This is a genomic window from Antarctobacter heliothermus, from assembly GCF_900188425.1.
Taxonomy (GTDB): domain Bacteria; phylum Pseudomonadota; class Alphaproteobacteria; order Rhodobacterales; family Rhodobacteraceae; genus Antarctobacter; species Antarctobacter heliothermus.
Map to the genome: position 1 here is coordinate 97607 of NZ_FZON01000009.1, position 19080 is coordinate 116686.

At 63.3% G+C, this 19080-nt stretch carries 20 protein-coding genes and 1 pseudogene; 11 read left to right on the forward strand and 10 right to left on the reverse strand.

Annotated features, from left to right (window positions below; all coding sequences use genetic code 11):
* Positions 1-3: 3 nt before the first annotated feature.
* Positions 4-501 carry a hypothetical protein gene (locus CHB90_RS06995; protein WP_245823187.1) on the reverse strand — a complete coding sequence of 166 codons (498 nt, stop codon included), beginning with the start codon at positions 499-501 and terminating at the stop codon, positions 4-6.
* Between the two features lie 75 nt (positions 502-576).
* On the opposite strand from CHB90_RS06995, the gene moaA reads away from it, so the two are divergent.
* On the forward strand, positions 577-1584 hold the full coding sequence (gene moaA / locus CHB90_RS07000) for a GTP 3',8-cyclase MoaA (protein WP_089277143.1): 1008 nt from the start codon (positions 577-579) through the stop codon (positions 1582-1584).
* Positions 1585-1922: 338 nt separating this feature from the next.
* Here the strand turns inward: moaA and CHB90_RS07005 are convergent, their stop codons facing one another.
* Positions 1923-3029: an anhydro-N-acetylmuramic acid kinase gene (locus CHB90_RS07005; RefSeq protein ID WP_089277144.1), complete on the reverse strand. Its 1107-nt coding sequence runs from the start codon at positions 3027-3029 to the stop codon at positions 1923-1925.
* A gap of 62 nt (positions 3030-3091) precedes the next feature.
* Between CHB90_RS07005 and tyrS the strand changes: the two genes are divergently transcribed.
* Both tyrS and CHB90_RS07015 read left to right on the forward strand, forming a co-directional pair.
* Positions 3092-4345, forward strand: coding sequence for a tyrosine--tRNA ligase (gene tyrS / locus CHB90_RS07010; protein ID WP_089277145.1), 1254 nt, complete (start codon positions 3092-3094; stop codon positions 4343-4345).
* Between the two features lie 116 nt (positions 4346-4461).
* Positions 4462-5640: a COG3904 family protein gene (locus CHB90_RS07015; RefSeq protein WP_089277146.1), complete on the forward strand. Its 1179-nt coding sequence runs from the start codon at positions 4462-4464 to the stop codon at positions 5638-5640.
* A 13-nt stretch (positions 5641-5653) separates the two neighbouring features.
* Here the strand turns inward: CHB90_RS07015 and CHB90_RS26500 are convergent, their stop codons facing one another.
* Positions 5654-5803 carry a hypothetical protein gene (locus tag CHB90_RS26500; RefSeq protein WP_170940998.1) on the reverse strand — a complete coding sequence of 50 codons (150 nt, stop codon included), beginning with the start codon at positions 5801-5803 and terminating at the stop codon, positions 5654-5656.
* Between the two features lie 48 nt (positions 5804-5851).
* On the opposite strand from CHB90_RS26500, the gene CHB90_RS07020 reads away from it, so the two are divergent.
* On the forward strand, positions 5852-6745 hold the full coding sequence (locus CHB90_RS07020) for a GNAT family N-acetyltransferase (protein WP_089277167.1): 894 nt from the start codon (positions 5852-5854) through the stop codon (positions 6743-6745).
* Between the two features lie 4 nt (positions 6746-6749).
* Here the strand turns inward: CHB90_RS07020 and CHB90_RS07025 are convergent, their stop codons facing one another.
* From CHB90_RS07025 to CHB90_RS07035, 3 genes are all read right to left on the reverse strand, one after another.
* Positions 6750-7724: a DUF3179 domain-containing protein gene (locus tag CHB90_RS07025; RefSeq protein WP_089277147.1), complete on the reverse strand. Its 975-nt coding sequence runs from the start codon at positions 7722-7724 to the stop codon at positions 6750-6752.
* 94 nt (positions 7725-7818) lie between these two features.
* Positions 7819-8496, reverse strand: a complete 678-nt coding sequence (locus CHB90_RS07030; RefSeq protein WP_089277148.1) for a peptidylprolyl isomerase — start codon at positions 8494-8496, stop codon at positions 7819-7821.
* On the reverse strand, positions 8483-8995 hold the full coding sequence (locus tag CHB90_RS07035; RefSeq protein WP_089277149.1) for a peptidylprolyl isomerase: 513 nt from the start codon (positions 8993-8995) through the stop codon (positions 8483-8485). Before CHB90_RS07035 ends, CHB90_RS07030 begins: the two co-directional genes overlap by 14 nt.
* A 124-nt stretch (positions 8996-9119) precedes the next feature.
* Here CHB90_RS07035 and CHB90_RS07040 point away from each other — a divergent pair, with 124 nt between their 5' ends.
* Complete coding sequence (locus tag CHB90_RS07040) at positions 9120-10322, forward strand: phosphoglycerate kinase (protein ID WP_089277150.1); 1203 nt, start codon at positions 9120-9122, stop codon at positions 10320-10322.
* Positions 10323-10346: 24 nt separating this feature from the next.
* Here CHB90_RS07040 and CHB90_RS07045 read toward each other — a convergent pair whose 3' ends face one another.
* The gene (locus CHB90_RS07045; protein ID WP_089277151.1) at positions 10347-11384 is read right to left on the reverse strand and encodes an alpha/beta hydrolase; all 1038 of its coding nucleotides are present in this window, start codon (positions 11382-11384) and stop codon (positions 10347-10349) included.
* 84 nt (positions 11385-11468) lie between these two features.
* Complete coding sequence (locus CHB90_RS07050; RefSeq protein WP_141135812.1) at positions 11469-12479, reverse strand: alpha/beta hydrolase; 1011 nt, start codon at positions 12477-12479, stop codon at positions 11469-11471.
* A gap of 228 nt (positions 12480-12707) precedes the next feature.
* On the opposite strand from CHB90_RS07050, the gene CHB90_RS07055 reads away from it, so the two are divergent.
* The 6 genes from CHB90_RS07055 to CHB90_RS07080 all read left to right on the forward strand — a co-directional run bounded on the left by CHB90_RS07055 (position 12708) and on the right by CHB90_RS07080 (position 17490).
* Positions 12708-13010 carry an FtsB family cell division protein gene (locus tag CHB90_RS07055; RefSeq protein WP_089277153.1) on the forward strand — a complete coding sequence of 101 codons (303 nt, stop codon included), beginning with the start codon at positions 12708-12710 and terminating at the stop codon, positions 13008-13010.
* A 113-nt stretch (positions 13011-13123) separates the two neighbouring features.
* Positions 13124-14122: a pyruvate dehydrogenase (acetyl-transferring) E1 component subunit alpha gene (pdhA, locus tag CHB90_RS07060; protein ID WP_089277154.1), complete on the forward strand. Its 999-nt coding sequence runs from the start codon at positions 13124-13126 to the stop codon at positions 14120-14122.
* Positions 14122-14505, forward strand: a complete 384-nt coding sequence (locus tag CHB90_RS07065; RefSeq protein WP_089277155.1) for a VOC family protein — start codon at positions 14122-14124, stop codon at positions 14503-14505. The genes pdhA and CHB90_RS07065 overlap by 1 nt, the downstream gene beginning before the upstream one ends.
* 4 nt (positions 14506-14509) lie before the next feature.
* Complete coding sequence (locus tag CHB90_RS07070; RefSeq protein WP_089277156.1) at positions 14510-15886, forward strand: pyruvate dehydrogenase complex E1 component subunit beta; 1377 nt, start codon at positions 14510-14512, stop codon at positions 15884-15886.
* Positions 15883-16140: a hypothetical protein gene (locus CHB90_RS07075; protein ID WP_089277157.1), complete on the forward strand. Its 258-nt coding sequence runs from the start codon at positions 15883-15885 to the stop codon at positions 16138-16140. The genes CHB90_RS07070 and CHB90_RS07075 overlap by 4 nt, the downstream gene beginning before the upstream one ends.
* Positions 16141-16209: 69 nt before the next feature.
* On the forward strand, positions 16210-17490 hold the full coding sequence (locus tag CHB90_RS07080; RefSeq protein WP_089277158.1) for a pyruvate dehydrogenase complex dihydrolipoamide acetyltransferase: 1281 nt from the start codon (positions 16210-16212) through the stop codon (positions 17488-17490).
* Between the two features lie 136 nt (positions 17491-17626).
* Here CHB90_RS07080 and cysE read toward each other — a convergent pair whose 3' ends face one another.
* Together cysE and CHB90_RS07090 are read right to left on the reverse strand one after the other, a co-directional pair.
* Complete coding sequence (gene cysE / locus CHB90_RS07085; RefSeq protein WP_089277159.1) at positions 17627-18433, reverse strand: serine O-acetyltransferase; 807 nt, start codon at positions 18431-18433, stop codon at positions 17627-17629.
* A 193-nt stretch (positions 18434-18626) separates the two neighbouring features.
* Positions 18627-19080: pseudogene (locus tag CHB90_RS07090) on the reverse strand (transposase); the annotation flags it as partial.

Here is a 19080-nt window from a genome sequence, read left to right on the forward strand (position 1 = left end):
CCATCACCCTCCGGCAAAAACCCTGAGCGTCGGCAAATCGGTCAGCGGCGCCTCTATCAACCGCATGGCGGCCAGAGAAATGCGACTGCCTGCGGTCTTTGGCCCGTCAATGGGGATCAGATCGACCTGCGCGGATTTGCCGGTGGCCGGGTTCAGCACCCGGCCCTTGGCTGGCGCAGAGACCAGCGGCGTTTCGAGCCAGAACCCCGGCGCGGCCGGATCGCCAAGACTGGCCACCGTATCGCCCAAGGATGTCTCGCCGCCCGGTTTCGGCGCGGCGGCGGCCTTTTTGCGCTCATCCGCGGTGGTCGTGTCGAACTGGTCCACCGTGCGCGCACTGGCGGCGGGCGGCGGGCTGACCGGCTCGGGCCGACTGGCGGCGGGGGTCTTGCGCTCTGCCTCGGGGCGGTCCTTCAGGAACGGCAGCTTGCCGCAGGCCGTCAATGACAGCCCCCCAAGGATCACAATACCTAATCTTGCCGCGATTGTTACGTTGCGCACTGGCTGGCTCCCTTCACCGAAACGCGACCTTTGTCACTCTTGCCCATACAGGGGCCGACAGCTAGTGTCACCGCCATGACACAGCCCCTTATCGACCCGTTCCAACGCCCGATTTCCTATCTGCGGGTCTCCGTCACCGACCGCTGCGATTTTCGCTGCGTGTACTGCATGTCGGAGAACATGACGTTCCTGCCGAAAAAGGATCTTCTGACGCTCGAAGAACTGGATCGCATGTGTTCGAGCTTTGTGCGACTGGGGGTCGAAAAACTGCGCATCACCGGCGGTGAACCGCTGGTCCGGCGCGATATCATGACGTTTTTCCGCGCCATGACCCGGCATCTGGACGCTGGCGCGCTCAAGGAACTGACGCTGACGACCAACGGCTCTCAGTTGGGGCGGTTTGCGGATGACCTTTACGACGCGGGCGTGCGCCGGGTGAACGTGTCGCTCGACACGCTGGACGAGAAGAAATTCGCCGACATCACCCGCTGGGGACGCCTGCCGCAGGTGATCAAGGGCATCGACGCGGCGCAGAAGGCGGGCCTGCGGGTCAAGATCAACGCGGTGGCGCTGAAGGGGTTCAACGAGGATGAGCTGTTCAGCATCACGGAATGGTGCGCCGAACGCGACATGGACCTGACCTGGATCGAGGTCATGCCGATGGGCGACATCGGCAACGAGGACCGGCTGGACCAGTACTGGAAGCTCGACGACCTGCGCGCCCGGCTGGCGGAGCGCTATACGCTGACGGACCTGCCGGAACGCACCGGCGGCCCGGCGCGCTATGTGCGGCTGGAAGAAACCGGGCAGAAAACCGGCTTTATCACCCCCTTGACGCACAATTTCTGCGAAAGCTGCAACCGCGTGCGCCTGACCTGCACGGGTGAGTTGTTCATGTGTCTGGGTCAGGAGGATAACGCGGATCTACGCGTCGCCCTGCGCAATTTCCCGGAGGATGACTCCCCGCTGGAAGACGCGATCCGCGCGGCGATTGCGCTCAAACCCAAGGGGCATGACTTCGACTACTCCCGTCAGAAGGTCGATGGGCGCGTGTCGCGTCACATGTCCCACACGGGCGGCTGAATTCAGCTGAACACAATGGAGCGGCTGCGCCGCACAGGTTTGTTTGACGAGGGGCGCTGCCCCTCGTGCTCCCCGGGATATTTTTGGACAGAAGAAATCCGGACCGGTTTGAATGGGTCCGCCCCGCCGCGCGAGACGGACCCAAGAAGCCAACGCTTCTCCTGTCGCGGTCATCGGCGTCCCCGCCTGTACCGCAAGACCCAGCCTCCGGCATCATGCTTAACAAATGGTCAGCTTGCGCGCCTCTGTTCCCAATGGACGGGTCGGAACCTTGCGCCGCGCCCTGTTTCTTCTGGCTGAAAGTATCCCCGCCGGAGGCTACGCGCCGCAGGCGCGTTTCAGTATCGGACACCCTCGGGCCGACTGATCTGGCCGCCACCCACCGGCGCCGCAACGCCCGTCGTACCCGGAGCCGATGTCGGCAGGCCGCGTGCCACCCGGACGGCAAGGTAGGCAAAGGCCTGTGCCTCCAGCATGTCGCCATCCAGGCCCACGTCTTCGACCGGGTGAACCGGGCAGTCCAGCCCGACGGACAGCATCCGCATCATTACCGGGTTCTTGCGTCCACCGCCGGTGACCAGAACACGGTCGGGCGGGCTGGGGCAATGTTCCATCCCCTGCATGACCGCGGCGGCCGCCATGCCGGTCATGGTCGCCGCCGCATCCGCATCCGAGAGTTCGCGGACAAGGTCCAACATCAGCGAGAAGTCGTCGCGATCCAAGGACTTTGGCGGCATCTTGCGAAAGTAGCCTTCGTCCAGGAAAAGTTCCAGGGCGCCTTCCTCGACCTGCCCCTTGCGGGCCAGTGCGCCGTCGCGGTCACAATCGAGGCCGAGCCGTTCGCCCACCAGGTCGTTGATCGGCGCATTGGCCGGTCCGGTGTCGAAAGCCAGCAACGCACCGTCCGCCTCTGGTCTGTTGGAGGACGGATCGACCCAGGTCAGATTACCGACGCCGCCGAGGTTGAGAAAACAGAGCGGGCGCGTGGCACCGATGTGACGGGCGCAGGCCCAATGGAAAAAGGGCGCGAGTGGTGCGCCTTCGCCCCCCAAGGCCACGTCGGCAGATCGGAAATCCCAGACCACCGGGCATTTCAGCTGTTTTGCCAGCGCGGCGCCATCGCCCAGTTGATGGGTGCCGCGCCCCTTGGGCTCATGCGCCAGGGTCTGGCCGTGAAACCCTATCATTTGCGCGCCGGGAAATTGTGACAACAGTTCGACATGCGCGGCTTCCACCACCGCTTGCGCGTTTTCCAGCCCCGCACCGGGCCAGCGCCCCAGCGCGGCCTTCAGTGTGGCGCGTTCCTGTGCGGAATAGGCGCGATAGCCGCAGGTGCCGAAATCGAGAATCCGCACGCCGTCGGTATGCAACATCGCCGCGTCCACCCCGTCCAGAGATGTTCCCGACATGGCACCGAGCGCCCAGACGGCCCCCTCCTTCAACATGCTCTTTCCCTCGGCCTTGCCCGTGCTTATAGGTGGCGCGCGCAGTATACAGGGGCTCTTGCATGACCTACCATCCCAAATCGGACTTCATGGCCGTGATGATGCAACGCGGCTACCTTGCCGACTGTACCGATTATCAGGCGTTGGACGACGCCTTGAGCACCGGGGTGGTCACCGCGTACATCGGTTATGACGCAACGGCGCAGTCGCTGCATGTGGGCCATCTGCTGAACATCATGATGCTGCGCTGGCTGCAAAAGACCGGGCACAAGCCGATCACCCTGATGGGTGGCGGCACCACCAAGGTGGGCGATCCGTCATTCCGGTCCGACGAACGCCCGCTGCTTGGACCCGAGCAGATCGACGCCAATATCGACGGGATGAAGCAGGTCTTTGCCAAGTACCTCGACTATGGGACAGGGCCGACCGGCGCGTTGATGCTGAACAATGCCGAATGGCTGGATGAGCTGAACTACCTCGATTTTCTGCGCGACATCGGGCGGCATTTTTCCGTCAACCGGATGCTGTCGTTTGAATCGGTGAAGTCGCGGCTGGACCGCGAGCAATCGCTGTCCTTTCTCGAATTCAACTACATGATCCTGCAGGCCTATGATTTTCTTGAACTGAACCGCCGCTATGACTGTGTCTTGCAGATGGGCGGGTCGGACCAGTGGGGCAATATCGTCAACGGGATCGACCTGACGCGCCGGGTTCTGGATCATCAGATCTATGGGCTGACCTCACCGCTGCTGACGACCTCGGACGGGCGCAAGATGGGCAAGTCGCAGGGCGGGGCCATGTGGCTGAACGCCGATATGTTGTCGCCCTATGAGTTCTGGCAGTTCTGGCGCAACTCGACCGATGCAGATGTTGGCCGGTTCCTCAAGCTGTATACAGAGCTGCCGCTGGACGAATGCACACGTCTGGGCGCGCTGGCGGGGTCCGAGATCAACGACGCCAAGATCGTGCTGGCCAATGAGGTCACCACCCTGTGCCACGGCGCAGAGGCGGCGGCGACCGCCGAGGCGACGGCGCGCGAAGTGTTTGAAAAAGGCGGCGTCGGGGACGATCTGCCGACTTTGGCGCTGACGCGTGCGGACGTGGCAGAGGGGATTTCCATCGTGCAACTGATCGTCCGGGCAGGCCTGGCCAAGTCCGGCAAAGAAGCCAAGCGCCTGATTGCTGAAAACGGCGCGCGCATCGACGATGCCCCGCTGACAGACGCCGGGCTGATGCTGGATGCCGGCGCGCTGTCGTCACCGGTGAAACTGTCGGCCGGCAAGAAGCGGCACGCGCTGGTCAAGCTGGAGGACTGAGGCCACTGGGCCTTGCGCGCCGGCGGGCTGGGTGTCTGCCGCGCGTAATCGTTTGCAAATCGTCCTGATCCTGTCGCAAGCTGCGGGATCATGAGATTTTTCAAACGAGTTTTGACATGCGCCTTATTCCCCTGCTGACCGCGATCTGGTGTTTTGCCAGCCCCGCGTTTGCCGCCACGTTGGAGACCGACATCACGCCCAAGATGGCCGAGATGGGCTGTACCGCCCGGCTCTCCGGGGTGATCGAGGAGGGTGATCTGGAGCGTATCCAGCCGTTTCTCGAGACGCCATTGTCGCCGGATTTCGGCGACCCCGGCTTTGATGAGGACATCGTTTTTCGACGGTTCAGCCCGGCGTTGGACTATGCGCCTGACGGCCTTTTTTCACATCGGCTCTGCCTGAACAGCCCGGGCGGGTCCTTGTCCGAGGCAATCCGGATCATTGACTACTTTCGCAAGGCAAGCACCGGAAATGGATCAGGCTGGGGTGGCATCCAGACCGCCGTGGCCGAGGGAGATCATTGCGAAAGCGCCTGCGCCTATGTCTTCCTCGCCGGTCGATTTGTCCGCTTCGCGGGCAATGAGAACTACGAAGGACGGTCGAATCACCTGCTGCACCCTTTGGGGCGGCTGGGCTTTCACGCTCCGTTTATCGAATTCCGGGACTCCGCCTACTCCGGCGAAACGGTACGCGAGATCTGGCGCATCGGCATGGAAGCCACATCGTTGATTTCCCGTCAGATTGCCAACGGCAACATATTCATGCCGAATGCCCTGTTTTCCGAAATGCTGACCTATCCCCCATCCGACATGTTGGTGCCTGAAACCGTCGGCCAGGCCGTCAGGTGGCGGATCGACGTGGAGCCGAACGTGTTGAATTACGGAGTCTACCCATACTCACGGGAAACCTTTTTTGAGTCGGTTTGCCTGAACAGTGCCGCCTATGCGGCAAATCATTTCGACCTGCAGCGGCAGGGCAACGCGCTTCGGATGCGGCAGGACGGCGAGATCATGCGCTCCACCGGCGCTTTTGTCGACACGCTCACAGGGCGCCCATACGAATGTGAAATCCCGGTCGCCAACTGGGAACGACTGCAATGGGGGCTCGGACCCAATTTTGAATACAGCCCTTCCTGGATGAAGCGCCTGCGCTTCAATTGCGCGAATCCACGGGTAAAACTTGTTGCGCAGGTCGATTGTTATGACTGCGATATCGACGTTGAACTGGGCTGCATGGGTGTCTTTCCACCCGATGCCCGGATCACCGACATCTACATGGACCCGCCGCAGCCCTGACACCGGTCAGAGGTCAGATCAGCGCCTGCACCAGCGCGATTGCCGCGAAGGGCAGCGATAGCATCACCGCCAGCAGAAGGGCGGAGGCCGCTGTGGGACGGGGACGGGCCAGCACGGCGGCTGTGGGGCGGGACGATGCGGGGCGCAGGGGATGTCTTTTCATGGCCCGCAGTTAATCGCATGGAAACTTTCCATCCCGTTAATGCGGGGCATGACAGCCACCCTGCCCCTTCCCTTGCCCCAATCCGAAGAGTTCGCCGCCACCTGTCAGGCGCTTGGCCGCCCGCTGCGCCGGTGCAAGCGTGAGTCTGGCCGCCGGGTGCGGCTGTGGTGGCAGATCCAGTCGCACAGGATCGGTGTTCTGGGCCGGGTCGATCTGGTGTCGCGCGGGCCGGTTGCGGCAGAGGCGGGTGACCTGGCGGACTGGACCGCGCGCTGGCAACGCTGGCACGACGGGCGGCCGCTGGTGCTGAACGCCGACGGGCTGGAGCCGGGCGCGCTGCGCAGCGCCGGGTTCTGGCCGCTGATGACACCGGCCAGTCTTGCGCTGTTGCCGCTGGGGCCAGATGCGGACATGCGCGCCGCCATGGCACAGAAATGGCGCAACCGGCTGAACCGGGCTGGTCGTGAGGGGCTGGAGGTGCGTGAGACATCGCTGACGCCCGATCACTGGCTGTTGACCGCCGAGGCAGCGCAGGCGCGCGCGCGGCGCTATCGCGGGATGCCGCCCGGTTTCAGCGCGGCCTATGCGCAGGTCAATCCCGGTGCCGCGCAGGTGTTTGAGGCGCGGCTGCGGGGCGCACCTGTGGCGGCGGCCCTGATGCTGCGGCATGGCCGCATGGCCACCTGGCAGATCGGCGTGACCACACCCGACGGACGACAGCGCCACGCCATGAACCTGCTGCTGTGGCGCGCGATGCAGAGCCTTGCCGCGCAGGGGCATGATTGCCTTGATCTGGGTATCCTCAACGCGCAGGACGCGCCGGGATTGGCGCATTTCAAGCTGGGCACCGGGGCGCGTGCGCACCGCCTGGGCGGGACGTGGCTGCATATGGGGGCGCTGGCCCCGCTGGCGCGGCGCCTGCCCCGGCGGTTGCTGCAGTGATCCGTCAGTTGCCCATCATCCAGTCCCCGTCCGGCCAAAAGGCGTGAAAGGCAAAGGCGAACAGCACGTCATGCGGCAGGTCGGCCCCCGCCGCATCGCGCACCCGCACCGAACCCACGTCGCGCCCGGCGGCGATCACCCCCGCGTCCAGCGCCGAAGCCTGCCCTTCGCGCCAAGTGATCACCACGCCTGCCTCAGCGATTTCCTTTTCGGCGGCCAGCCGGTCCATCGGCCAGGCGCGGTCGCCGACGCGGACCACCCGCATCAGCGGCGGGACGTCATGCGGCGGCATCTCACCCGAATACAGGAAAGGCCGTTTGGAGCTGTCGTAGTTGCGGTAGGGGTTCTGCCCATAGGGCCGGTTCCACGCCGGTTCCGCCATGACAACGCCGTCCGGGTGACGGTCGGCAAACTGGGCGAATCCCTCCATCCAGCTGGGCAGCAGGGTCAGTTCGGTGCCGGTCATCTCACCGACGATGCCAGTGCCGATGGCCTGCTGCCACCAACTGAGCGTTTCGCGGTCATACATCACCATGTCGGAATTGCGCAGCTTGCCGGACACGCCAAAGGTCAGCACCCGGTCGCCCACACGGCGGTCAAAGCTCAGCGCGGAATTGCACAGCGGGCAAAAGGTGACGGCCACGGGGGTGTCGCCGATCGTGTCGTTGACGATCTCATGCCATGTCAGATAGCGGATCGGATAGGCGCGCGGGCGCTGTCCATCGACCACCACGGTGATGACCGGCTCTGTCCCCTTGATGCGGGTTTCCTGAGCGACCTCGATGAACTGCGGGTCCGACAACGCCGGGATGCCGTCCTTGGGCGGGCCGCCAGACATGATCTCTGCCCAGTTGGTGATGCTGGTCGTCTCGAAATCCGTGTCGGGCCATTCGGCCTTCCACGACGACGGATTGGCGGCGGCGGGCATGGCCAGCGCCGCAGACAGGGCGGCAGCGGCGAGGGTTGGCAACAAGCGCATGGGGTTTCCTCCGGGGTTGCTGCCCACAGGATGCCCGTTGTTGCGCGGTCTGCCCAGTCTTTCCCACGCGCTTGTGAAAACGCGTGGGAAGGGATCATTCGGTGACGGTCACCTTGACCATGCGATCCGGCTCGCCGGTCACAGAGCCATTGGCGCGCTCATCGCCGCGTTTGATGGCATCGACGATGTCCATGCCCTCGGTCACGCGGCCCACCACGGTGTACTGTCCGTTCAGGAACGGACCCGGTTCAAACATGATGAAGAACTGCGAATTGGCACTGTCCGGACTTTGCGACCGGGCCATGCCAAGAACGCCGCGTTCAAACGGCATGTCCGAAAACTCGGCCTTGAGATCCGGCAAGGGGGAGCCGCCCATGCCCGCGCGGCGCATGTCGAATTCTTCGCCCCCCACGCGCCCGAACTGCACATCGCCGGTCTGGGCCATGAAGCCGTCGATGACGCGGTGAAAGACAACACCGTCATAATAGCCTGCCCGCGCAAGGGCCGCGATCTGGGCCACATGGCCAGCAGCGACATCCTCGAACAGGTCAATGACGATGGTGCCATTGGCGTCGCCTGCCACCTCAACCCGCAGGCCAAGGTCGGCGCCTTCGGGAATTGGCGTGACCTCTGGCGCGGGCAGTGTGGTTGCAACCTCAGGCGCGTCCGGCACCGGAGCGGGTTCAGGTTCCACGCTCCGGAAGATCGTAAAGGCACCGACGATGACAAGCACCGCCGCAATGGCACCAATAAGGGCCTTAGTCCGCGACATCAGCGGCCACCTTTACCGAGATCATGCGGTCGGGCGCGGCAGGCGGCTCGCCTCGGGTGATGGCGTCGACATGGTCCATGCCGGAAATCACCCGGCCATAGACCGTGTACTGACCGTTCAGGAAATGGTTGTCGCCAAAGTTGATGAAGAACTGCGAATTGGCGCTGTTGGGGTTCTGCGACCGCGCCGCACCCAGCGTGCCACGGTCATGCGGCAGCTTGGAAAACTCGGCCTTGAGGTCGGGCAGTTCAGAGCCGCCGGTGCCCGCGCGGCGCAGGTTGAAATCCTTTTCCATGTTGCCGTTGGCCACATCGCCGGTCTGGGCCATGAAGCCGTCGATGACGCGGTGAAAGCACACGTTGTCATAGGCACCGGCGCGGGCCAGTTCCTTCATCCGGGCGCTGTGGTCGGGCGCCACGTCGGGCATAAGCTCGATCGTGACGGTGCCGCCCTTGAGTTCCATCAGGATGGTGTTTTCGGGATCCTTGATCTCGGCCATGTCTGTTTCTCCGTTTTCAAACTGCGACGAGAGGTAGCCCGTGACGCCGGGGATGCCAAGACGGCGTTGACCTGCGGCGCGGATCGGGTCTAGTGGTCCGCGACAGTGGACCGGAGGGATAAAGATGGCCTGGAACACCCTTGACGACATGGATCTGGAGGGCAAGCGCGTGCTGACCCGGGTCGACATCAACGTGCCGATGGAGGATGGGCGGGTCACCGACACCACCCGGATAGAGCGGATCGCCGCCACGGTGCAGACCATCCTTGATAAAGGCGGCAAGCCGGTCTTGCTGGCGCATTTCGGCCGTCCCAAGGGGGAACGCCGCGACGAGATGAGCCTGCGACACCTGATCCCGGCAATGGAAGACGTGCTGGGCGTGTCGGTGGTTTTTGCCGCCGATTGCATCGGGCCGGCGGCTGCGGCCGTGATCGACGCGCTTGGTGAAAATCAGGTCGCTTTGCTGGAAAACACCCGTTTTCACGCAGGTGAAGAAAAGAACGACCCCGAGCTGGTCGCCGGGATGGCGGCACTTGGCGACATCTATTGTTCCGACGCGTTTTCCGCCGCGCACCGGGCGCACGCCTCGACCGAAGGGCTGGCGCACGCCCTGCCCTCTTGCGCGGGACGGTTGATGCAGGCCGAGCTGGAGGCGCTGGAAAGCGCACTGGGCACCCCGGAACGCCCGGTGCTGGCGGTGGTCGGCGGGGCCAAGGTGTCTACCAAGTTGGAGCTGTTGGGCAACCTTGTCGAAAAGGTCGACATGCTGGTGATCGGCGGCGGTATGGCCAACACATTCCTTGCCGCGCAGGGCATCGATGTAGGCAAATCGCTGGCCGAACACGAGATGACGGGCACCGCCAAGGACATCATGGCCAAGGCAGAGACCGCCGGGTGCCGGATCATCCTGCCGGTCGATGTGGTCGTGGCGCGTGAATTCAAGGAAGGCGCTGAAAATGAAACCGTCGCGGCGGACGCCTGTCCGCCGGATGCGATGATCCTTGATGCCGGGCCCAAATCGGTCGAGGCGATCATCGAGGCCATCGACGAGGCGGCAACGCTGATCTGGAACGGCCCGCTGGGCGCGTTCGAGATCGCGCCTTTCGACGCGGCCACCAATGCCGCTGCGAAACATGCCGCCGAGCTCAGCGAAGTGGGCAAGCTGGTATCGGTTGCCGGTGGCGGTGACACGGTGGCGGCGCTGAACAAGGCGGGCGCGGCGTCCGGCTTTTCCTATATCTCGACCGCAGGCGGTGCGTTTCTGGAATGGATGGAGGGCAAGACCCTGCCAGGCGTCGCGGCGCTGCAGGCGGCGACCGACGCCTGATCTGTGTGTGACAAGTGCCGCGCTCTAGCGGCGCTTGTCGATGCCGCGCTCCAGTTCATACAGCAACTTGATCGCGGCCGGCGCGGTAAAGGCGGTGTTGTGCTTGCGTTTGTCGCCGCCGGTGAACTCTGTCAGGTCAACGATGTCCACGGGAAGCCCCGCCAACCGCGTCTTGTCCTGCATCGACCCCAGCCGCCATTGTTTGCCCGTCAGCCAGGCCGAGGCACTGAGCGCCGAGTCGGCGGTAGAGACCAGCACCAGGAACGGTTCCGGAAAGGGTTCGATCCGTGAGGCCTGCTGGATAAACACGTCCTCATCAATGTCGGGACTGATCAGCGCGACGCCGCGCAGCGCCTTCAACGCCTTGGTGTTTCCGGCTATCGCGGCCTGCCGCAGCGTTTCGATGGTCAGGTGCGATCCCATGGAATGCGCCACCAGCGTAACCCGCCAGCCGTTGTCGGCAAGATCGGTCAGCACCTTTTCCAACCCATCGCGCGAATAGATCACGCTGTCGCGGTCGTAGACATAGCCGCGCATCTTGCCTGCCGAGGCCCAGGAATACAGCACCACCGGGATCTGCGCGTCAAAGTCATGCGACACCTGCGCGACGCGATAGACGGCCTCTGCGTTGTTGACGTTGAACCCGTGGACAAAGACCACAACGTCCTTGCGGCCCGGCTGCGAGGAGGCTGTGAGACCGCCGAGAAAGCTCTGCCGGGCCTTGTCCGCATCCCCCGGATAGGGGCCACCGTCGCGGGTGACGAAATGGCGTCGGGGATCGGGTTTGGCCCGGCCGGGCCATTCGATTTCCCCCTGTTGATGCGTGGGCGGGATCGAAACATCCGCCCAGCCATAGCGCAGTTCCCGCGAGCGCGGCGCGCCAAAGTTCTGCCGCACAAGGTTCAGATCGCCGTCCGGTGCAAGGTTACGGTTGGTGGCGACAAACACGCGCCGCATCGCCGCCTCACCGCCCACGGCCAGCGGCACATGGTCGATTTCCCCCCTTGGGGCGCAGCCGACCATGATCAGGCCCAGCCACAGTATGAATAACCCTCTCTTCATGCGGGGAAATTCACTGACAAGTTGATTCGATGCCAGCCTTTTGTTGCGTCTTGGCCAGCGAGTCGTGCAGGAATGCAACGGCGTCTAGGTCGGCCCCAGATCCTGCAACAGGCGAATGGCGGCGGGTGCGGTAAAGGCGGTGGAATGCCCGGCCCTGTCGCCGCCTTCGATATCGCTGAGGTCGATGATCTCGATCGGCAATCCCTCAAGGCGCGATGGATCCTCAATAGAGCCAAGCCGCGACGGCTTGCCGGTGATCAGCGCCGCAAGCCCCAGCGCCTTGTCCCGTTTCGACACCATCAGCATGAACGGTTGGGGAAACGGAGAGATCCGTTTTGCCTGCCGCAGAAACACATCCTCGTCGATGTCCGGGCTGATCAGGGCGACGCCCGCAATGGGCTTTAGCGCGTTGCCCTTACCCGAAATCGACATCTGGCGCAGCGTTTCCATCACCAGTTGACCGCCCATGGAATGGGCCAGGATGACGGTCTTGCGCCCGTCGCGCGCCAGCCCCAGCAACAGAGTTTCCAGATCGTCACGGGCAAAGATCACGCTGTCGCGGTCATAGACATAGCCGCGCGCATCGCCCGCCGAGGGCCATGAAAAGGAGACCACCGGGGTCTCAGTCTTGTAGTCATGCGCAATCTGGGCCAGCCGGTAGATCGCCTCGGCGTTGTTGACGTTGAAGCCATGCACAAACAGCACGACCGTGCCGGTGTCGCCGCGTGGAATATCCCTGAAAAACGCGTGTTCGTTGACATAGCGCGTGCCTTCGCGGGCAACGAAATGCAACGCGGGGTCAGGCGGGCGATTGCCGGGCCATTCGATCTGGCCGGGCACATGCACTGGCGGCACCGAAATATCGATCCGGCCAAATCGCAGCTGGGGGTCGCGCGCCTCACCAAAGCCTTGCTCGATCAACCCGTCCGGCCCGGATCCTTCGATCCGGCGGTCGGTGGCGATAAACACAGTCTGGATCGCCGCCTCATCGAGGTCGGACTTTGCCGTTGGCAAAAGGGTGATGAATCCACGCGGGCCGCAGCCCACGAGGACAAAATTCACACTCAAAAACAGGACAAACAGTGCACGAGTCATGCGGCGGACAATCCACCAATCCCACGCCAAGGTCGACCCCTTCTTTGCCTGCGTCACGATCTCTTCAACAGGGTCTGCGCCGCCGCGACATATGCAGAAATGCAACGCACCAAGCCTTATTTGCGGGACCGTCCAGTCCGGGGCCGGTCCGGGATTCTCTTTGGCCAAAGGCTGTGCCACAGTCCACGGACGCGCCCGAACCAAGAGGCGCGGGCATGAGGCAGACAGATGACAACCCGTCGACCGCGCCCCTCATTGGGGGCTCTCGTCTTTTTCACCGCGACATTGGGTTTGGCCGCCTATTTCACCTTTGCCGCCGTGCAGGGGGATTTTGGCCTGTTCCGTCGCGCCGAGATCGCCGTCGAGGGTGATCGGTTGGACCGGGAATTGACTGGCCTGCAAGCCGAAGTGGCGCGGATGGAGAACCTGACACATCGGCTGTCGGATGATTTTCTCGACCTCGACCTGCTGGATCGGCAGGCGCGCGACGTTCTGGGACTGGTGCGCAGCGACGAGATCGTGGTGCGCTGACCAACTGATCCGCCCCTCTTCCGGCGCAACCGCAAGGCTTTACGCCGCCGCTTTGCCCGCCTATCCTTTCCAGAAGTAGTTCAGCCTTGAACGAGTCCCTGGGAGGAGACGGCATGGCAGCCCGAAAGACGAGTGCAAAGCCCAATGTTGCGCCTCAGGAACTGACGCAATTCTACCGTGACATGCTGCTGATCCGCCGGTTCGAGGAAAAGGCCGGCCAGTTGTACGGCATGGGTCTGATCGGCGGGTTCTGTCACCTCTATATCGGTCAGGAGGCCGTGGTGGTCGGCCTGGAGGCCGCCGCCGAAGAGGGCGACAAGCGCATCACATCCTACCGCGATCACGGTCATATGCTGGCCTGCGGGATGGACCCAAAGGGGGTGATGGCCGAACTGACCGGGCGCGAGGGCGGCTATTCCAAGGGCAAGGGCGGCTCCATGCACATGTTCAGCCGGGAAAAGGATTTCTACGGCGGGCACGGCATCGTGGGCGCGCAGGTGCCGCTGGGCGCGGGGCTGGCGTTCTCTGACAAGTACCGGGGCAACGACCGTGTGACATTCACCTATTTCGGCGACGGTGCGGCCAATCAGGGTCAGGTCTATGAGACCTTCAACATGGCGGCGCTGCGGGACTTGCCGGTGATTTTTGTGATTGAAAACAACCAGTATGCCATGGGCACGGCGATGAAACGGTCCACCTCGACGCCTGATATCTACCACCGCGGCGCGGCATTTGGCATCCCCGGTGAGATGGTCGACGGCATGGATGTGCTGGCAGTGCGCGATGCGGGTCTGAAGGCGGTCAAACACTGCCGCTCTGGCAAGGGGCCATATATCTTAGAGGTCAAGACCTACCGCTATCGCGGCCATTCGATGTCCGACCCGGCCAAGTACCGCACCCGCGAAGAGGTGTCGAAGATGCGCGAGGAACGCGACGCCATCGACCATGTGCGCGAATTGCTGGTGCAAGGCGGCCACGCGACCGAGGACGACCTGAAGGCCATCGACAAAGAGATCAAGGCCGTGGTCAGCGCCTCGGCCGATTTCGCCCGCGAAAGCCCCGAGCCGGCGCTGGATGAGTTGTGGACGGACATTTACGCGGAGGCCGGCTGATGCCGCATTTTGAAATTCACGCGACCGACACGGCGCGCGCGCGCCGGTTCTACGCCGGGCTGTTTGGCTGGGGCTTTGACCCGATGGACGGTGCCGAGGAGGTCGACTATCACCTGATCTCCGGGTCTGACCTTGGTTCAGGACTGTCCGGCGGCCTGATGAAACGCATGGGCGCGGCCCCTGCCCCGCGTGGGCCGGTGCGCGGTTGTACGCTGACGTTTGAGGTGGCGGACACGGACGAGCGGTATGCATGGGCGCTGGACAATGGCGGCGCAGAGGCGCTGCCGCCGATGGACTATCCCGGCGTCGGTCGCGCGGCCTATGTCGAAGATGGCGAAGGCAACATCGTGGGCTTTGTCACGCCCGAAACACCGGGAGTGTGACGCCATGCCAATCGAAATCCTGATGCCCGCCCTGTCCCCCACAATGGAGGAAGGCACGCTGGCCAAATGGCTGGTCAAGGAGGGCGATACTGTCTCCTCTGGCGATGTGATCGCAGAGATTGAGACCGACAAGGCCACAATGGAATTCGAGGCCGTCGATGAGGGGATCATGGGCCGCCTTCTGGTGGCCGAGGGCACGCAGGCCGTGGCCGTGAACACCCCCATCGCAGTGCTGGTCGAAGAGGGCGAAGAGGTCCCGGATCAAGTCCGGGACGCGGGTTCCCCGGCCAAACCCGAGGCGAAACCCGCCCCGGCACCTCAACCCGCCGCCCCTGCCGCGGTCAAGACCGACAGCCCCGAATCCGCCCGCCTTGAACCGGACTGGCCCGAAGGCACCAAGACGAAAAAGCAGACCGTCCGCGAGGCGCTGCGCGATGCCATGGCCGAGGAAATGCGCGCCGATGGCGATGTCTTTCTGATGGGTGAGGAAGTGGCCGAATACCAGGGTGCCTACAAGATCAGTCAGGGCCTTCTGGAAGAGTTCGGCGCCAAACGTGTGATCGACACGCCGATCACCGAGCACGGCTTTGCCGGTGTCGGCGTCGGCGCGGCCTTTGGCGGGCTGAAACCCATCGTCGAGTTCATGACCTTCAACTTTTCCATGCAGGCGATGGACCAGATCATCAACTCTGCCGCCAAGACGCTGTACATGTCGGGCGGGCAGATGGGCTGTCCCATCACCTTTCGCGGCCCCAATGGCGCCGCCGCCCGAGTCGCGGCACAGCACAGTCAGGACTACTCCGCGTGGTACGCGCATATTCCGGGCCTGAAGGTCGCCATTCCCTATTCCGCCTCGGACGCCAAGGGCCTGCTGAAAAGCGCCATCCGCGATCCGAACCCGGTGATCTTTCTGGAGAATGAGATCCTCTACGGACGCAGCTTTGAGGTGCCGGTTCTCGACAATTTCACCGTGCCCTTTGGCAAGGCGCGTATCTGGCGGACCGGTGCGGATGTAACCCTTGTCAGCTTTGGCATCGGCATGACCTACGCGCTGGAGGCGGCGGAAAAGCTGGCTGAGGAGGGCATCGACGCAGAGGTCATCGACCTACGCACCCTGCGGCCCATGGACACCGCCACAGTGATTGCAAGCGTGCAAAAGACCAACCGCTGCGTGACCATCGAAGAGGGATTTCCGGTGGGGTCGATCGGCAACCACATCTCTGCCGTGCTGATGCAAGAGGCGTTTGACTATCTCGACGCGCCGGTGATCAACCTGACCGGCAAGGACGTGCCCATGCCCTACGCGGCAAACCTTGAACGCCACGCACTAATCACCACACCCGAGGTGATCGCCGCAGCCAAGAAGGTCTGTTACCGGTGAGCGCGCATGTCGAGGTCAAAGGCCGCGACGTGGCGCGCGAGGCCTACCGCATCGAAACTGACGCGGGGCGTGCCTTTGTACCGGAATGCCTGATGACGAACGCCCTGCGCCCTGGCTACAAACCGACCCACCAGGACGCCTACGAATGCATTGCGGCCCATCGGCAAGCGCTCATTCTTGCGGTTGATTGCCTTGCAGCCGGTGCCGCGCCGCGCCCACCCTACGATATCATGACCCTGATCGAGGCCCGCTGATCATGCGCCTTTTTCCTGGGAACCGCGCTCTATACCGCACCGCGCAGGCGCGTTGAGAGGAGTATCCCAATGCCCATCGAAATCCTGATGCCCGCCCTGTCGCCCACCATGGAAGACGGCACACTGGCCAAATGGCTGGTCAAGGAAGGCGACACCGTGTCCTCTGGCGACGTGATTGCCGAGATCGAGACCGACAAGGCCACGATGGAATTCGAGGCCGTCGACGAAGGGACAATCGGGCGCATCCTCGTGGCCGAGGGCACATCGAACGTCAAGGTGAATGATCCTATCGCGGTGCTGCTGGAAGACGGCGAAAGCACGGACGACATTTCTGACGGCCCCGTGGCCACCGCGCCGAAGGCGCAGGCCACAGCGGCTGCCGAGGCGGTCCCCACCTCCGGGGGCTCCGAGAAAGCCGCCCCATCCGCCCGGCGCAACGACACCGGGCGTGTCTTTGCATCCCCCCTTGCCCGCCGCCTTGCCGACCAGAAAGGTCTGGACCTGTCGCAGATCACCGGCTCCGGTCCGCGCGGACGCATCGTCAAGGCAGACGTCGAAGCATCCACAGCACAGCCCGCTGCGCCAGCCGCCGCTCCTGTCGAAAAGGCCCCGCAAGCCGCCGCCGCCTCCGATGCCGTTCTCAAGACCTATGCCGACCGCCCGCACACCGAAATCGCGCTGGACGGCATGCGCCGCACCGTCGCCGCCCGACTGACAGAGGCGAAACAGACCATCCCGCATTTCTACCTGCGCCGCGAGATCCGCCTCGACGCGCTGTTGCGTTTCCGAAAACAGATCAACGACCAACTCGCGCCGCGCGGCGTCAAACTCTCGATCAACGACTTCATCATCAAGGCCTGCGCCGAGGCCCTGCAGCAGGTGCCCGTCGCCAATGCCGTCTGGGCCGGGGACCGCATCCTGCAACTGACCCCTTCGGACGTGGCCGTGGCGGTGGCGATCGAGGGCGGGCTTTTCACCCCGGTTCTCAAGGATGCCCACCAGAAAACCCTCTCAGCGCTCTCCGCAGAAATGAAAGACCTGGCCACCCGCGCCCGCGACCGCAAGCTGGCACCGCATGAGTATCAAGGCGGCAGCTTTGCCATTTCCAACCTCGGCATGTTCGGGATCGAGAATTTTGATGCCGTCATCAACCCACCGCACGGCGCAATCCTTGCCGTCGGTGCCGGGATCAAAAAGCCGGTTGTAAACGAAAAGGGCGACATCACCATTGCCACGGTCATGTCCGTCACGTTGTCCGTCGACCACCGGGTGATCGACGGCGCGCTTGGGGCAGAGCTGTTGAACGCCATCGTGGACGGTCTCGAAAACCCGATCGCGCTACTTGCCTGACACCGCGTTTCTTCTGGCTAAAAATATCCTGGGGTGAATGCCGCACCGCGGCAGAGGGGCAAAGCCCCTCACACATCAAAAAAGCGGCGCCCCAATGGGGCGCCTCCGTCGTTTGCTACAGATCCCGCTGTCGCCTTCAGCCGCCGCGAAAAAGCTGATCCATGCTGATCGAGGGCTGGTCGCATCCGGCCTCACCAACCACCTTGGCCGGCACGCCTGCGACGGTCTTGCATGGCGGCACGTCTTTCAGCACCACGGACCCGGCAGCAATGCGCGAGCAGTTGCCCACCTTGATGTTGCCCAGCACCTTGGCACCGGCCCCGATCAAGACGCCGTCGCCGATCTTGGGGTGGCGGTCTTCTTCTTCCTTGCCGGTGCCGCCCAGCGTGACCGAATGCAACATCGACACATTGTCCCCCACCACGGCCGTTTCACCAATCACAATCGAATGGGCATGGTCGATCATGATACCCTTGCCGATCCGGGCTGCCGGATGAATGTCGATACCAAAGACCTCAGAGCTGCGCATCTGAAAGAAATAGGCCAGATCCTTGCGGCCTTCGGTCCACAGCCAATGCGCCACGCGGTACGCCTGCACCGCCTGAAAGCCCTTGAAGAACAACACCGGTTGCAGGAACCGGTGGCATGCCGGGTCACGTTCATAGGTTGCCGTGATGTCCGCGCGCCCGGACAGCGCCAGCTCTGGCGCGCGCCCGTAGGCTTCGTCACAGATTTCCCGCAGGATCTGTTCCGACATCTCGCCGTTCGCCAGTTTCAGCGACATGCGATAACTCAGCGCCCGTTCGATCGACGGGTGGTGCAGAATGGAATAGTGAACCAGACCGCCGAGCAGCGGCTCATCAATCACCGCCTGTTCTGCCTCGCTGCGGATGCGGGCCCAAACCGGGTCCAGTTCCGCCAGATGCGTGCGCGTTTCAGCCATGGCTGTCCTCCTTTGACGCCGTGAGCCTATCAGATAGGCTATGGGGATCGAAACGCAAATCTGTGATGCAGGGAATGTCGGATTTGCATGGTTCGACTACCGCACCTTCCAAGGCGGCGATGCGCGACCTGAGAGGTGGTCCCGGATTTTCGACCAGTTTGCCGCCTTGCTAAGCTATAGCATTGGTTTCATTTCAGGCGGCGGCCTTCAGGTCCGGAGATCGTCTACCATAGGCCTCGTCCGGCGTCAGGAGCCCATGTGATGAGTGCGGGCGTCTTTCGTTGTAATAGGTGATCCAGTCACCGATCCCGTTGCGGGCTTCGGAACCGGTTTCGAAGGCGTTCAAGTAGACGCATTCGTATTTGAGGGATCGCCATAGCCGTTCGATCATCCGGTTGTCGATCCAGCGCCCCCGACCATCCATCCATTGCCCGACAGGCGATTGCGCAGCAATCTGCCGAGAGGGGAGATTTTGACCTTCGCATCGCGCAACACGTCGGTGAAATCGGTGCTGGTGAATTGCGAACCTTGATCGGTGTTGAATATCTCGGGGACACCGTATCCGGCCAGCGCTTCTTTCAAAGCCTCAACGCAAAACCTCGCGTCCATGCTGTTCGAGAGCCGCCAGCTCAGCACCTTCCGGCTAT